Consider the following 14,117-nt stretch of genomic DNA (forward strand, 5'->3'; position numbering starts at 1 on the left):
GTTCGCAGACCCCTTGGACCTCAAAATGTAAGAAACAAGCCGCAGAGTCAATTCCGTGCTTCTTTGAACGACACCAGCTTGTTCTGCGCACTGTCCCACAGATCCAGACGCGCGCAGCGAAAGCTCTCGCGCAGGGTCATGCGGCCACGATGCACCAATTCTTCATTATCGCGCAGCACATCCGTGAGGCGATAAAACGGGATGCGGCTATAGAGATGATGCACATGATGAATACCGATATTGGCTGTGAACCAACGCAATACCACTGGCAGATCATAGTGCGAGCTGCCTTCGAGCGCTGCTTCATGAAGTTGCCAGTTTTCGCTGGTTTTCCAATGCGTTTCTTCAAACTGGTGCTGCACATAAAACAGCCAGACACCAACCGACGCTGCGAGTAAAACCGTTGGAAGCGTGACGAACACAAGCGCCTGCCACCCGCCAAAGAAAACGATCAGAAAGCCAATCAAGGCCATGGCCGCATTCGTGCCCATTGCTGAGATCCAGTATTTCTTGCCGTGGTTCATAAGACCCAAAGGCAGGCGATTTTGCAGCATGAACAGATAGCTAGGCCCCAGACCGAACATCACCAAAGGGTGGCGATACATGCGGTATTTGAGACGTCCCATCTTGGTACGTGCATTATATTCCTCGACCGTCAGCGTCATCACATCGCCGATCCCGCGATGATCAAGATCACCTGCGTGGCTGTGATGGATTGAATGTGTGCGACGCCAAACGTCATACGGCGTGAAGGTGAAAACGCCCAAAACGCGCCCGACCCAATCACTGAGCGTGCGGTTGTCAAAGAAGGAACCATGCCCGCAATCGTGTTGAATGCAGAACATTCGAAGCAAGAAAGCCCCGTTCAAAAGAGCAACGCCAAAGGCAGCAATATAGCTAAAATTTGCGATCCAAAGCGCCATCGCCCAAAGCGCGATAAAGGGAATAACACTTACGCCCAGCTCGAAACTGCTGCGGAGCGCATCTGGTTGGCGATACTTGGCGAGGACTGGCACCCATTCGCGGGCATCTTTTTGATTGTGGGTTCGAAAATCTGACGACATAGACTACTCTTCTGTTGGCTAGGCTTCCGATACGGCAACCTGCCGAATTTAGCAAACCCTAAGAGAAAAACGTCGTCAAAATGCTGTGACTTGCCGAGAAGATCATGGTCTTGCACCGCGTTTGGAAAGAAACTGTTCACATAGCTTTGCTTGCCAGTCGTCAACAAATGGCGCAGGTTTGATGAGCAAGGTTGAGCTAGATGCGGTTCAATGGAAACGCGCCTTGGAGGCCGATGTGTCGATTGACCCTAACCCGCAAATTTCGCGCTACACTCTTGTCCTGCGGATCATTGCGCTTTGCCTTTTATATGGTGCTTTGATCATTGGCGGCGCTTATTTCGGAAGCGTTGTAAAAGACCTTGCCAGCATCGAATTCTCAACAATACATATGCCAAACCTGCGTTTGATAGTCGCTATTACAGCTTTTATATTTGCGCTGGCCTCTGCATTGCCCTTCGTGCCTGGGGCTGAAATCGGGTTTGGAATGCTCGTCTTGCTTGGCGGAAACTATGCACCACTGGTCTATGCCTGCATGCTCTGCGCGCTTATGCTGGCATTCATGATGGGGCGCCTCATCCCGATGAGTGCGCTCGCCAGAGGCTTCGCATGGCTCAATTTCACGCGCGCGTCCCACCTTATCGAAGCGATGGCAGTGCAAGCACCTGAACAACGGCTTCAGTTTTTGTTAAGCAATGCGCCAAACCGGTTTGCACCATTTTTACTGCGTTATCGTTATCTCGCCTTGGTCGTTTTACTCAACACGCCCGGAAACTCATTGATCGGCGGCGGTGGCGGCATTGCCTTGATCGCGGGCTTGTCTGGCGTTTTCAAATGGTACTATTTCGCCATAACAATGGCGTTAGCTATCGCACCGATCCCAATTGCCTTTTATCTAATGTCGTAAGAAATTCGACTGATTTCACTTTTCAAGGCGACCATTGGCGGGCCTTTTTCAAACAGTGTTTGCGAGCGCAGCGCGATCCACTCATCCCAATGGCGGTTGTAACTGTCGATAACTTGATCATTTTTCGTGGTCATGTTCCGAACTTACCCAGCCATGATGCAAACGAAAAGAGGCCGCCCGAAGGCGACCTCTTATTAGTCTCCGGTATGGAGGCTGATCTAGCAATTCAACAAAGTTGAATATGCTTACATCATGCCGCCCATGCCGCCCATTCCGCCCATGTCAGGCATGCCGCCGCCGGCGCCACCTTTCTCAGGCTTGTCCGCAACCATTGCTTCGGTTGTGATCAGCAAGGAACCGACAGATGCCGCGTCCTGAAGCGCTGTACGTACAACTTTCGCAGGGTCGATCACGCCAAACTTGAACATGTCGCCATACTCTTCGGTTTGTGCGTTGAAGCCGAAGGTCAGGTCGTCGCTCTCGCGGATTTTGCCCGCAACAACCGCGCCGTCAACACCAGCGTTCTCAGCGATCTGACGCAGAGGCGCTTCGATTGCTTTGCGAACGATGTTGATACCAACAGTCTGGTCGTTGTTTGCGCCTTCAAGGCCAGCAAGAACTTTTGCAGCCTGAACCAAAGCAACACCACCACCAACGACAACACCTTCTTGAACCGCAGCGCGGGTCGCGTTCAGTGCATCGTCAACACGGTCTTTACGCTCTTTGACTTCGATTTCTGTCATGCCGCCGACGCGGATAACAGCAACGCCGCCTGCGAGTTTCGCAACACGCTCTTGGAGCTTTTCACGGTCGTAGTCGGACGCAGTTTCGTCGATCTGGCCACGGATCTGTGTGACACGTGCTTCGATCTCGGCTTTGTCGCCAGCGCCGTCAACGATTGTTGTCTCGTCTTTGGTGATCTGGATTTTCTTGGCTGTGCCAAGCATGTCCATTGTCACGTTCTCGAGCTTCATGCCGAGATCTTCGGAGATAACCTGACCGCCTGTGAGGATCGCGATGTCTTGCAACATGGACTTGCGGCGATCGCCGAAACCAGGTGCTTTAACAGCTGCGATTTTCAGACCGCCGCGCAGTTTGTTCACAACCAGAGTTGCAAGCGCTTCGCCTTCAACGTCCTCAGCAATGATCAAAAGTGGCTTCTGGGACTGGATCACAGATTCCAAGAGTGGAACCATTGCCTGCAAAGAAGACAACTTCTTCTCGTGCAGCAAGATCATGCAGTCTTCTAGTTCTGCCGTCATTTTGTCAGGGTTTGTGACAAAGTAAGGGGAGAGGTAGCCACGGTCGAACTGCATGCCTTCAACAACGTCTGTCTCTGTCTCAAGGCCTTTGTTCTCTTCAACAGTGATAACGCCTTCGTTGCCGACTTTCTGCATCGCGTCTGCGATCTGACGACCGATTTCCGCTTCGCCGTTTGCAGAGATTGTACCAACCTGAGCAACTTCATCGGAATCAGACACTGGACGCGCCGCTGCGATAACCGCTTCAACAACTTTCGTTGTCGCAAGGTCGATACCGCGCTTGAGGTCCATTGGGTTCATGCCAGCCGCAACGGATTTCAGGCCTTCGCGAACAATAGCTTGTGCCAGAACTGTTGCAGTTGTTGTGCCGTCGCCTGCTTCGTCGTTTGTGCGGGACGCGACTTCTTTGACCATCTGTGCGCCCATGTTCTCGAACTTGTCTTCAAGCTCGATCTCTTTAGCGACAGAAACACCGTCTTTCGTGATGCGCGGTGCGCCGAAAGACTTGTCCAAAAGGACGTTACGACCCTTTGGGCCAAGTGTGACTTTGACAGCATCTGCGAGGATGTTGACGCCGTTTAGCATCTTATTACGCGCATCTGTGTCGAATTTGACGTCTTTAGCAGCCATTGTGAATGCTCCTATTTAAAGTGGTATGAAAAGCGAAAGAGGGTCTGTCGATTAAGACAGGATGCCCAAGATGTCGCTTTCTTTCATCATCAACAGCTCTTCGCCGTCGACGGAAACTTCTGTGCCGGACCATTTGCCGAACAACACGCGATCGCCGTCTTTTACAGCCATCTCGATCAGCTCGCCGCTGTCTTTACGTGCACCTTCGCCGCAAGCGACGATGACGCCCTCGGCAGGCTTTTCTTTTGCGCTATCGGGGATGATCAATCCGCCAGCAGTTTTTTCTTCGCCTTCTGTACGGCGAACCAACACGCGGTCGTGAAGCGGTTTCAATGCCATCTTTGCAGCTCCTTAAGCTCAAAGGGTTTCAATTCTCGCCTCTCACTCGAGAGGCGTTAGCACTCGACATGTGTGAGTGCTAACGAGGCATAAGTAGGAATGCTTTCGAAGTGAGTCAACAGGCAGAATTGAAAGAATTTTGCTGTTTCTAAGATCCGCTATCTTTTTCGCAGGTTTATCTAGATTGATACGTCGAAAATAAGTTTATTTTGAAAGATGAAGAGTGTGGTGCCCAGCGTGGATGAGGGCGTTAACCTTAATTGACATTAGGGTTAACGCATCTTGCTTAGGCCGCGAGGCCACGCCCTTTGAGAAGGGCTTCAACGCCGGGCATGCGACCTCGAAATGCCAAATAGAGCTCTTTGGCATCTTTGGAGCCACCGGAACTCAGGACCGTTTCAGCAAGCCGCTTGGCTGTATTCGCATCGAACGGATTGCCGATTTCCTCGAACGCTTCAAACGCGTCAGCATCCATAACTTCGGACCACATATAGCTGTAATAACCGCTGGAATAGCCATCCCCCGCAAAAACATGCGCGAATTGCGGTGTCGCGTGGCGCATCCCGATTGCGTGCGGCATGCCAATGCTGCTCAGAACTTCCACTTGCTTTTGCATAGGATCCGCCGGGGCATCACCCTCGTGGAACGCCAGATCAACCAAGGCAGAGGCGACGTATTCCACCGTGGAAAAGCCCATGTCATAGTTTGAAGCAACGAGAACTTTGTCGAGCAAATCTTGCGGCATTGGTTCGCCTGTTTCAGCGTGTGTCGCAAATTCAGACAGGACCTCGGGCACCTCTAACCAGTGTTCATAAAGCTGGCTGGGCAGTTCCACAAAATCACGCGCGACAGATGTGCCAGAAACGCTTTCATAATCCACATCAGAGAGCATTTGATGCAGAGCGTGGCCGAATTCATGAAACAAAGTGCGTGCATCGTCGTAGCTGAGCAGCGCAGGTTTGCCCTCAGACGGCTTTGCGAAATTGCATACATTTATGACGATAGGTGTTTGCGCTTTAGGTTTACGCGCCTGCGCGCGCATCGCAGAACACCATGCGCCCGAGCGTTTAGAGCCGCGCGCGAAGTAATCACCAATGAAAAGCGCGATGTGCACACCGTCTTTCGTAACTTCCCAGACGCGGCAATCGTCGTGATAGAGCGGCAAGTCGAGCTCTTTGAAATCCAACCCGAACAGGCGTGTTGCGCAAGAGAAACTCGCTTCGATCATCCGCTCGAGTTGCAAGTATGGCTTGAGGATTGCTTCGTCCAAATCATGCTCAACCTTGCGGCGCGCCTCGGAGTAATAACGCCAATCCCAAGGCTCTAGCGGACCTTCAAAGCCGTCCGCGTGTAGCATTGCCTCAAGCGTTTTCGCGTCCTTGTTCGCTTGCGCCTTTGCAGGTTCCCAAACTTGCATCAGTAAATCTCGGACAGCATCGGGGGTGCCAGCCATTTCGGTTTCCAACTTGTAGTGTGCGAAATCTGGATAACCGAGCAACTTGGCGCGTTCTTCGCGTAATTTTAGCGTCTCGCCTGCGATACCACGATTGTCAGTTTCGCCAACATTTGCACCGCGCGCAGCCCATGCGTTGTAAGCTTTCTTACGTAGTTCGCGACGTGGGCTGAATTGCAAGAAAGGCACGATCAAGGAACGCGAGAGAGTAACCACAGCGCCATCCGCATTCTTGTCGTTGCCAGCCGCTTGCGCGGCGTCTTGGACAAAATCAGGCAGTTCGGCCAAAGCGTCACTCGACAAGGGCATAAACCAATCTGCTTCGTCCTTGAGCAAATTCTGCACGAACTGCGTCCCAAGCACAGCAAGGCGCGATTTCACCTCTTTCATTTTTGCTTCGTCATCGCCCGTAAGCGCCGCCCCTGCCCGAACGAAACCACGATGGGTAAGCATCAAAACGCGCGCTTGTTCATCATTTAGATCAAGCGTGTCGCGCGCATTCCAGAGCGTTTCCACACGTGCAAACAGAGCAGTATTGCTGTTTATTGCGGAACTATGCGCAGAGAGTTTAGGTGAGAAGTCACGCTGCAATTCTTGCCGTTTCGGATTGCTGTCCGCGCCTGCGATTGAGTAGAAAACCGACAACACATTGCCGAGCGTCTCGCCCGCGCCCTCCATCGCCTCAATGGTATTCTCGAACGTGGGTGGTTCAGCATTTTCTGCTATTGCGTCGATTTCCGCCAGGTGTGCTGTAAGCGCCTCCCCCAAGGCAGGCGCGAAATCGTCGTCGCTGATCTCTGCGAAAGGTGCGATTTGAAACGGGGTTGTCCAAGTTTGGAGCAAGGGGTTGGTCATGATGCTCTCCTTTGCGTTGAACCTAGGTCGCGCTTCGGTGAGTTTCTAGGGCTTAACCGTGTTTGTTGCGCAAGTGCGCCTCAAGACGACGCAGCAAAAGCGACAGGGTGACGGTCATAAAAAGGTAAACGAGAGCCACGACATTGTAGGTCTCGAAGTAGCGAAAATTGCCGGCCGCAGTGACTTTGCCTAGCTGCGTGACGTCTAGCACGCCGAGCACAGACACCAGCGAACTGTCCTTGATCATCGCGATGAAATCATTCCCAAGCGGCGGCAAAATCATTCGAATTGCTTGCGGGAAAACGATAAATCGAAAGCGTTGCCAACGGCTTAGTCCCAGCGAGTTGGCAGCTTCGATCTGACCGGGGTCGACGGCCAAGAGGCCTGCACGAAACACCTCTGCGATGAACGCAGAATAGCCGATCATCAGCGCAATCGTCGCGCGCCAAAGCAGAGAAAAGTCACGCATTCTGATCGGATCGAGTCCAACCGCATCACCGAGATAATTGCGCAGAGCCACAAGAGCGGGCGCAAGCACAAAGGCTACGTAGAGCAGCAAAACCATCATCGGAATACCGCGCACGATTTCCACATAGAATCGCGTGACTTGGCGTACGACCAGATACTTTGACATGGATCCAAGCGCGAGCAAGAGCCCTAAGACCGACGCCAAAGCAAAGCCAACAAGCGTGACGAAAATCGTGATTTTCACCCCTTTGCTCAACGTGCCAAGGATTTGCGAATGCAGATCATCCGTGACGATCCGATAAAGGAAAAACGCCCCAATCGTGCCAGCGGCCAGTAGCCACCAGGGAAAGTCCTTGTCCTGCTCTGGGGTTGGAATCATCTAAAGGATATCGCCTGTAAAAAGGGCGCTCCTGATAAGAGCGCCCTTAGTCGGTGTGATTTAACCACCAAGTTTATAATCGAGGAACCACTTCTTATTGAGCGCCTCAATGGTGCCATCCGCAGTCATATCGGCAATCGCCGCGTTCATCGCTTCAACCAGATCGCTGCCTTTGGGAAAGATGAAACCGAAGTCTTCTGTGCCCAACTTTTCACCAATTATCTTGAGACCGCCATCAGACGCATCCACATAGCCGTTACCCGCTGTGCCGTCGGTCAAAACCAGATCAACATCACCTGTGCGCAGCGCTTGAACTGTCGCACCAAATGTTTCCATCAACTGGATGCGCGGGTTGGCTTCATTACCGTCAAGCACGTCATAAACGCCGACATAGAACGGCGTCGTGCCGGGTTGCGCTGCCATCAACAGATCATCATTGGCCGCGAAACTCTTGGCGTCACTGAACCGCTCTTCATCACCGCGCACCATCATGACCATCTCTGACGTCATGTATTTATCAGAGAAATCGACCTTCTCTTTGCGGTCCTCGCGGATCGTAATCCCTGTCATTCCCATATCGAATTGCCCGCTCGACACAGCGGGGATCATCGCATCCCAAGAGATATTCTCGTAAGTTATGGTGGCATTGATCCGCTTGGCGATCTCGGCCACTGCATCATATTCCCAACCAATTGCGTTGCCCGTTCCGGGCTCTACAAATTGTAGCGGCGGATAAGCGTTTTCCGTGACGACGACGACTTCGCGCCCTTCCAGATTTGGCAAATGGCCGCCTGCTGACGCGATATTTGCAAGCGCTGCGAAGCCGAATGCAGCGAGGGTTATTGCGCGTTTCATAGTGATCTCCTTGCTTGGGTTACTGATACTATGGCGCGTGCCACAGATTCCTTCAATGGCTACAAATCGGGCAATCTGCACGCGGCTTCAGCGTCATTTTGCGCGTCTCGCCATAAAGCCCATCATAGATCAGCATTTCACTTCTTAACACACTTCCTGCGCCCGTGATCAGCTTGATCGCTTCTTGCGCCATCATCGCACCGATCACACCTGGCAATGGTCCAATGACCCCTGCTTCCGCGCAAGAGGGCGCAAGTTCAGGTGCAGGCGCGCCTGGAAAAATGCACTGATAACAAGGCGTTCCGCTCTTAGGGTCAAACACACTAAGTTGCCCTTCCCATTGGCTCAAGGCCCCCGAAATCAGTGGCCTGCCTACGCGCGCCGCTGTTTCGTTCACCAAATATCTCGTCTCGAAATTATCGGTACCATCAAGGATCACATCATATTCCTCGAACAACTCAGATGCGATCTGCTCCGTCAAACGACGATGATACGGTCGCACTTCAATATGCGGATTTTGAGCGAGCATTGCATTTTGCGCAGAAAATACCTTGGGCAGGCCAATATCCTCATCACGGTGGATCACCTGCCGTTGCAGATTGGCATTCTCGACAGTGTCATCGTCAATGACCCCGATCAAGCCAACGCCTGCCGCCGCCAGATACTGCAACGCCGGCGCACCAAGCCCTCCGGCTCCGATCACCAGAACTTTCGCATTTTTCAGCTTTTTTTGGCCCGGCCCACCAATTTCTCGCAACACAATGTGACGTGCATAGCGGTCAAGTTCAGTCGCCGAGAAACTACCCTTTTGCGGCTCTTGCGTCTGTGAACCTGTATCAACGCGCGCGCGTAGCCGAAGCAAGATGGCGCGGTAAATCAAGACCAACGCCGCGAATCCGCCAAGCAGTAAATATGGCTCTGCATTGCCTCCAAAAGCTGAGCGCAGCGCATGATCCTCTGGGAAGACCAACAAAATCCCGACCACGGCGACAAACAGAACGAATATCAACGCCCAGCGCTGCGCCTTTGGTGCGCCCATCGCGGCACCTAGCCCATACATTCCACCCGAAATCGTCAGAAACAAAAGCATCAATCGCGCCCCGTCGAGCCAAATCCGCCTGCGCCGCGCGCCGTCGTGCCCAACGCATCAACCAGTTCAAACTCTGCTTGAACCACAGGTGCCAAGACCATCTGCGCGATGCGCGCTCCATGCTCAATCTCAAAGGGTTCTGTTCCCGCGTTCATCACGATTACACCCAGTGGACCGCGATAATCACTATCAATCGTCCCCGGCGTATTTGGCAACGTGATCCCATGTTTCAGCGCCAACCCTGAGCGCGGTCTGATCTGAACTTCAAACCCTGCAGGAACGGCCAGCCTTAAACCTGTCGGCACCAGCACACGCGCACGCGGCTCCAAAACGACAGAGCCACGATCCACAAAATTCGCACGCAAATCCGCCCCTGCGGCACCTGTGCTCGCATAAAACGGCAAACCCAAAGACGTGTCTGCCGCCTCGTCCCACATGGCTTCAATGCGCATCGGGTCGACCCTTCATCTTTCTAAATAAACTTAAATCCAACGGGCTCAATCCGACAAAGCCTTTGCAATCTTAAGTGCCAAACGCTCAGCCACAGCTTGCTTGCCCATGCGCGGCCAATCCTCAGATCCGTCTTTAGAAATCAGGGTCACATCATTCTCGCTGCCTCCCATAATCCCGGTCGCAGGCGACACATCATTGGCCACGATCCAATCGCATCCTTTACGCAGGCGTTTCGCTGTCGCGTTCGCAATCACGTCATCAGTTTCCGCCGCAAAGCCAACAATCAAAGTAGGTCGTCCCGTTTTCATCTGACTGACCTGCGCAAGAATATCCGGGTTTTCCGCAAACTCTAGAACCGGCATCTTGCCATTCTTCTTCTTGATCTTGGACTCGCTTGAGGATGCAACACGCCAATCCGCTACCGCCGCTGCAAACACTCCAGCGTCTACCGGCAAGGCAGCCTCAACCGCGCTCAACATCTCTGCTGCGCTTTGTACTTTTACGACTTCAACACCTGAGGGCGGCGCAACATCCGCAGGACCCGTAACAAAAACAACCTCAGCGCCAAGCTTGGCCAAGGCCGCTCCAATCGCTGTCCCTTGCGCACCTGACGAGCGGTTCGCGATGTAGCGCACAGGATCAATCGGCTCATGCGTTGGACCTGACGTCACCAAAATACGCTTGCCCTTCAAAGGACCATCGCCAAACGCCGCCTCAATCGCCGCAACTATTTCCAAAGGTTCGGCCATGCGTCCGGGGCCATACTCACCGCAGGCCATGTCACCCTCGTTCGGGCCAACAAACGAAACCCCGTCAGACCTTAACGTCGCGACGTTGCGCTGCGTCGCAGGGTGATCCCACATCCGCACGTTCATAGATGGCGCGAGGAGCATCGGAGTATCCGTAGCGAGGAGCAGCGTAGACGCTAGATCATCCGCCTGCCCTTGTGCCATTTTCGCCATCAAATCCGCTGTTCCAGGTGCAACAACCAACAGATCAGCAGAGCGCGACAGCTGGATATGACCCATCTCCGCTTCTTTTGTGAGATCGAACAAGTCGCGGTGCACTTCCGTTCCCGCCAAAGCCGATACCGACAAAGGTGTGACAAACTCACCGCCTGCGCGCGTCAAAACAGGCGTCACAGTCGCGCCGCTCTCACGCAGCTTTCTTATCAGATCGAGCGATTTGTAGGCGGCAATCCCGCCGCCTATGATCAATAGGATATGTTTGGAATCGAGCATACGCGCGCCTTCAAATGAGTTGGCACCAAGCTAAGCGTCGCGCGCAGGCTCTACAAGTCCGCTCTTACGCGAGGAACGCTTGGACTTCTCCACTCGCCGCTTCCAAAGACTTGCGCATTTTCTGAAATGCGGCCGCTTCAAGCTGACGAATTCGCTCTTTCGAGAGACCCAATTCATTACCCAAGCTCTCTAACGTACGCGGCTCATCAAGCAACTTACGCTCGCGCACAATAAAGCGCTCGCGCTCGTTCAAAGCGTTCATCGCACCGAGCAACCACTCACGTAACTGCGCCGTATCCAATTCGTTCTCAACGATTTCTTCCGCCTGAGCGCCATCATCCTCAAGTGCATCAATCCACTCGCGGCCTTCGTCTTCGACCGACTGCGTAGCATTCAAAGAGAAGTCAGAGCCGGACAAGCGACCGTGCATCATCTCAACATCGTTCATGGGCACACCGATCTCTGTCGAGATCATCTGGTGCAACTGGTGACGATCCAGCTCTTCACCGCGCTGCATGGCTTCACGTTCAAGACGTGCTTGCACGCGGCGCATGTTGAAAAACAAGGATTTTTGCGAAGATGTGGACCCTGTGCGCACCAGCGACCAGTTGCGCATCACGTGGTCTTGGATCGACGCTTTGATCCACCATACTGCGTAGGTCGAGAAACGCACACCGCGATCAGGGTCAAACTTGTCTGCGGCTTTCATCAAGCCCAAACCCGCCTCTTGGATCAGGTCATTCATCGGTGCGCCATAGCGGCGGAACTTGGACGCCATTGAAATCGCCAGACGCATATATGCGTTAATCAAGCGGTGAAGCGATGCCTCGCAGCGTTCATCGCGCCATGCGTATGCGAGTTTCAACTCAGTTTCGGCGTCCAGCATCTCTGCCTTCATTGCTTTACGTGAAAACCGTGCGTCGCCTGCGTTATCCAGTGCCATCTTGTTCCCCCTTAAACCGTGTTTGCATCGCCATTGGTTTCAATCGCGAGATATTTAAGTTACGCGTCGGAACCGGAACCGGATCACATGGAGTGTTAAAAAATGTCTAACAAACTCACTTTAGTGATTGGCGGCGCGGCCTCTGGTAAATCTGCGTTCGCGGAAAATATTGTCATCAATACTGGCAAAACGCGTATTTACCTTGCCACGGCCCGCGTGCTCGATGGTGAAATGGAGCAAAAAGTTACGCGCCACAAAAACATGCGCGGCGCGGGTTGGGCGACTTTTGAAACGCCGCTCGCTCCCGAAGATGTTTTGCGCGAGCGCACTGCATCTGAAACAATTCTCCTTGATTGCGCGACCATGTGGCTGATGAACCATCTGATGGATGAAACAGATCTAGAAAGCGCAGAAACTGCTTTGATGAACGGGCTCAAGGGAAGCAAAGCTGATTGCGTGATCGTAACCAATGAACTTGGGCTGGGCATCGTCCCTGCTGACGCTCTTTCGCGCCGTTTTCGCCAAAAGCAAGGTGAGTTGAACCAGCGCTTAGCGGCCCAAGCAAATACCGTCGTTCATGTCGTCGCGGGCTTGCCCAATATTTTGAAAGGGACACTTTGAATGCAACGTCTTTTTCTTGTTCGACATGGGCCGACCCACGCCAAAGGCATGATTGGCTGGACGGACCTGCCTGCTGATTTATCCGACACGGGTGCTCTGAAGAGGCTGGATCGCTTCTTACCCGATGACGCACGCGTCGTTTCTTCTGATCTGATAAGAACAGTTGAGACAGCAAATGCGATTGAGCGTGCCCGCAAGCGTTTGCCTCATCACCCAAAGCTACGCGAGATGCATTTCGGTGACTGGGAAAATCTCGGATTCGAGGATGTCTCTGCCACATCGCCCGACCACGTTCGCGCCTTTTACGAACAACCTGGCGATATCGCCCCACCGAACGGCGAGAGCTGGAACCAAGTCCGCGCGCGCGTTTCTGCTACAGTCGATGCGCTCCTCGCTGAGGATCCCAATGACCTAATCGTTGTTTGTCATTTTGGCGTCGTGCTCAGTCTATTGCAGCGCGCAACCGGATTGCAAAGCTATGAAACATTCGCGCAGAAAATCGACAACCTTTCTGTGACAGAAGTGATCATAAAAGATGGGAACTGGAACACTGGTGTCATTAATCACTGTCCGTGATGCCCTACGCCACAAATTCTCGTTTGCTCTGACGTTGGCCGTGCACTTACGATCACGCACATGAGCTATGATCTTTATATCGGCGATTACGCCTATTCGAGCTGGTCCCTTCGCGGGTGGCTGCTTGTTCACCGTTTCGGGCTAAACGCGCGAAACATCATGATCCCTTTTTCCAAGCAAGACGTTGCAGAACAGATGGCCGATATCGGCACGGCGCGCACCGTGCCAACACTGGTCTGCAACGATGGGGCTGTCGTGTCCGAGTCCGCTGCAATTGCAGAAGAACTCGCGGTACGTCATCCTGATGCTGGCATCTGGCCCAGTGATCCAAAAGCGCGCGCAACAGCACGCACTTTACTAGCTGAGATGGCTAGCGGGTTCACAGCACTTCGCGGCGATTGCCCGATGAGCTTGCGCGTGTGCTACTCAGATGCCGCGCCGTCTGGCGCTGTCCTTGCTGACCTTGCACGCCTCGAAGAAATTTGGAGCAACGCACGTGCCCAGCGCACTTCTGATGGGCCTTGGTTGCTCGGCGAATACTCGGCAGCGGATGCATTTTTTGCACCTGTTGCAGGTCGCATCGCTGGATACTCTCTTCCTGTTGGGGCCGATGCCGCCGCTTACGTTGCAGCGCATCTGGCCGATCCAGCGTTCCGGCGTTGGCGCGCAATGGGTCTTGTACATGGCCCCGATCTTCCTTGGTATCGCAAGGACTATCCACAATCTGATTGGCCCGGTCCCACGCCGCGCGCTGCCAAAGCGGTTGAGGCTGAAACATCTGAGAACGACAAATGCCCCTACTCTGGCAAAACACCGACACAATTCATGGAAATGGACGGTCGCACATTCGGTTTTTGCAATCCTTTCTGCCGCGATAAAACCGTCGCTGACCCAGAGGCTTGGCCAGCATTCATGGCTCTTGTCTAGAATTCGTTTACCTTTCTTAAAGGGTTTCTCCGTTACGCCACTATGGTTAACCGGAGA

15 protein-coding genes are annotated in these 14,117 nt (G+C 53.3%); 4 read left to right on the forward strand and 11 right to left on the reverse strand.

Features of this window, described 5'->3' with window-relative positions; all coding sequences use genetic code 11:
- Positions 1–47: 47 nt before the first annotated feature.
- Positions 48–1,064, reverse strand: a complete 1,017-nt coding sequence (locus PFRI_RS11520; RefSeq protein WP_072630857.1) for a fatty acid desaturase — start codon at positions 1,062–1,064, stop codon at positions 48–50.
- Between the two features lie 181 nt (positions 1,065–1,245).
- Between PFRI_RS11520 and PFRI_RS11525 the strand changes: the two genes are divergently transcribed.
- The gene (locus PFRI_RS11525; RefSeq protein ID WP_072630858.1) at positions 1,246–1,968 is read left to right on the forward strand and encodes a hypothetical protein; all 723 of its coding nucleotides are present in this window, start codon (positions 1,246–1,248) and stop codon (positions 1,966–1,968) included.
- On the opposite strand, the gene PFRI_RS21375 is transcribed toward PFRI_RS11525, so the two are convergent.
- From PFRI_RS21375 to PFRI_RS11570, 10 genes are all read right to left on the reverse strand, one after another.
- On the reverse strand, positions 1,953–2,102 hold the full coding sequence (locus PFRI_RS21375) for a hypothetical protein (protein WP_170124825.1): 150 nt from the start codon (positions 2,100–2,102) through the stop codon (positions 1,953–1,955). The genes PFRI_RS11525 and PFRI_RS21375 overlap by 16 nt on opposite strands.
- A 111-nt stretch (positions 2,103–2,213) precedes the next feature.
- On the reverse strand, positions 2,214–3,860 hold the full coding sequence (groL, locus tag PFRI_RS11530; RefSeq protein WP_072630859.1) for a chaperonin GroEL: 1,647 nt from the start codon (positions 3,858–3,860) through the stop codon (positions 2,214–2,216).
- A gap of 51 nt (positions 3,861–3,911) precedes the next feature.
- The gene (locus PFRI_RS11535) at positions 3,912–4,199 is read right to left on the reverse strand and encodes a co-chaperone GroES (RefSeq protein WP_072630860.1); all 288 of its coding nucleotides are present in this window, start codon (positions 4,197–4,199) and stop codon (positions 3,912–3,914) included.
- Positions 4,200–4,485: 286 nt separating this feature from the next.
- The gene (locus PFRI_RS11540) at positions 4,486–6,507 is read right to left on the reverse strand and encodes a M3 family metallopeptidase (RefSeq protein WP_072630861.1); all 2,022 of its coding nucleotides are present in this window, start codon (positions 6,505–6,507) and stop codon (positions 4,486–4,488) included.
- Between the two features lie 52 nt (positions 6,508–6,559).
- Complete coding sequence (locus PFRI_RS11545; protein ID WP_072630862.1) at positions 6,560–7,354, reverse strand: amino acid ABC transporter permease; 795 nt, start codon at positions 7,352–7,354, stop codon at positions 6,560–6,562.
- Between the two features lie 60 nt (positions 7,355–7,414).
- Positions 7,415–8,209, reverse strand: a complete 795-nt coding sequence (locus PFRI_RS11550) for a transporter substrate-binding domain-containing protein (RefSeq protein ID WP_072630863.1) — start codon at positions 8,207–8,209, stop codon at positions 7,415–7,417.
- 52 nt (positions 8,210–8,261) lie between these two features.
- Positions 8,262–9,299 (reverse strand): HesA/MoeB/ThiF family protein, encoded by a 1,038-nt coding sequence (locus PFRI_RS11555; RefSeq protein ID WP_072630864.1) that lies wholly within the window; start codon positions 9,297–9,299, stop codon positions 8,262–8,264.
- The gene (dut, locus tag PFRI_RS11560) at positions 9,299–9,751 is read right to left on the reverse strand and encodes a dUTP diphosphatase (protein ID WP_072630865.1); all 453 of its coding nucleotides are present in this window, start codon (positions 9,749–9,751) and stop codon (positions 9,299–9,301) included. The genes PFRI_RS11555 and dut overlap by 1 nt, the downstream gene beginning before the upstream one ends.
- Positions 9,752–9,796: 45 nt before the next feature.
- Positions 9,797–10,993, reverse strand: coding sequence for a bifunctional phosphopantothenoylcysteine decarboxylase/phosphopantothenate--cysteine ligase CoaBC (gene coaBC, locus PFRI_RS11565; protein ID WP_072630866.1), 1,197 nt, complete (start codon positions 10,991–10,993; stop codon positions 9,797–9,799).
- A gap of 64 nt (positions 10,994–11,057) precedes the next feature.
- On the reverse strand, positions 11,058–11,936 hold the full coding sequence (locus tag PFRI_RS11570; RefSeq protein ID WP_072630867.1) for an RNA polymerase factor sigma-32: 879 nt from the start codon (positions 11,934–11,936) through the stop codon (positions 11,058–11,060).
- 102 nt (positions 11,937–12,038) lie between these two features.
- Here PFRI_RS11570 and cobU point away from each other — a divergent pair, with 102 nt between their 5' ends.
- From cobU to PFRI_RS11585, 3 genes are read left to right on the forward strand one after another with little or no spacing between them, the layout of a single operon-like run.
- Positions 12,039–12,557, forward strand: coding sequence for a bifunctional adenosylcobinamide kinase/adenosylcobinamide-phosphate guanylyltransferase (gene cobU, locus PFRI_RS11575; RefSeq protein WP_072630868.1), 519 nt, complete (start codon positions 12,039–12,041; stop codon positions 12,555–12,557).
- A complete protein-coding gene (locus PFRI_RS11580; RefSeq protein ID WP_072630869.1) occupies positions 12,558–13,133 on the forward strand; it encodes a histidine phosphatase family protein in 576 nt (191 codons plus the stop codon).
- A gap of 60 nt (positions 13,134–13,193) precedes the next feature.
- Positions 13,194–14,060, forward strand: coding sequence for a glutathione S-transferase (locus PFRI_RS11585; RefSeq protein WP_072630870.1), 867 nt, complete (start codon positions 13,194–13,196; stop codon positions 14,058–14,060).
- The last annotated feature ends 57 nt before the right edge of the window (positions 14,061–14,117 follow it).

The organism is Planktotalea frisia, from assembly GCF_001890925.1.
Taxonomy (GTDB): domain Bacteria; phylum Pseudomonadota; class Alphaproteobacteria; order Rhodobacterales; family Rhodobacteraceae; genus Planktotalea; species Planktotalea frisia.

Excerpts from the sequence above, each read along its gene's own strand:
- PFRI_RS11555 (WP_072630864.1), bottom strand. The coding sequence starts at position 9,299 with ATGCTTTTGTTTCTGACGATTTCGGGTGGAATGTATGGGCTAGGTGCC.
- PFRI_RS11525 (WP_072630858.1), top strand. The coding sequence starts at position 1,246 with ATGAGCAAGGTTGAGCTAGATGCGGTTCAATGGAAACGCGCCTTGGAG.
- groL (WP_072630859.1), bottom strand. The coding sequence starts at position 3,860 with ATGGCTGCTAAAGACGTCAAATTCGACACAGATGCGCGTAATAAGATG.
- PFRI_RS11545 (WP_072630862.1), bottom strand. The coding sequence starts at position 7,354 with ATGATTCCAACCCCAGAGCAGGACAAGGACTTTCCCTGGTGGCTACTG.
- PFRI_RS11570 (WP_072630867.1), bottom strand. The coding sequence starts at position 11,936 with ATGGCACTGGATAACGCAGGCGACGCACGGTTTTCACGTAAAGCAATG.
- cobU (WP_072630868.1), top strand. The coding sequence starts at position 12,039 with ATGTCTAACAAACTCACTTTAGTGATTGGCGGCGCGGCCTCTGGTAAA.
- PFRI_RS11520 (WP_072630857.1), bottom strand. The coding sequence starts at position 1,064 with ATGTCGTCAGATTTTCGAACCCACAATCAAAAAGATGCCCGCGAATGG.
- PFRI_RS11540 (WP_072630861.1), bottom strand. The coding sequence starts at position 6,507 with ATGACCAACCCCTTGCTCCAAACTTGGACAACCCCGTTTCAAATCGCA.
- coaBC (WP_072630866.1), bottom strand. The coding sequence starts at position 10,993 with ATGCTCGATTCCAAACATATCCTATTGATCATAGGCGGCGGGATTGCC.
- dut (WP_072630865.1), bottom strand. The coding sequence starts at position 9,751 with ATGCGCATTGAAGCCATGTGGGACGAGGCGGCAGACACGTCTTTGGGT.
- PFRI_RS11585 (WP_072630870.1), top strand. The coding sequence starts at position 13,194 with ATGAGCTATGATCTTTATATCGGCGATTACGCCTATTCGAGCTGGTCC.
- PFRI_RS21375 (WP_170124825.1), bottom strand. The coding sequence starts at position 2,102 with ATGACCACGAAAAATGATCAAGTTATCGACAGTTACAACCGCCATTGG.
- PFRI_RS11580 (WP_072630869.1), top strand. The coding sequence starts at position 12,558 with ATGCAACGTCTTTTTCTTGTTCGACATGGGCCGACCCACGCCAAAGGC.
- PFRI_RS11550 (WP_072630863.1), bottom strand. The coding sequence starts at position 8,209 with ATGAAACGCGCAATAACCCTCGCTGCATTCGGCTTCGCAGCGCTTGCA.
- PFRI_RS11535 (WP_072630860.1), bottom strand. The coding sequence starts at position 4,199 with ATGGCATTGAAACCGCTTCACGACCGCGTGTTGGTTCGCCGTACAGAA.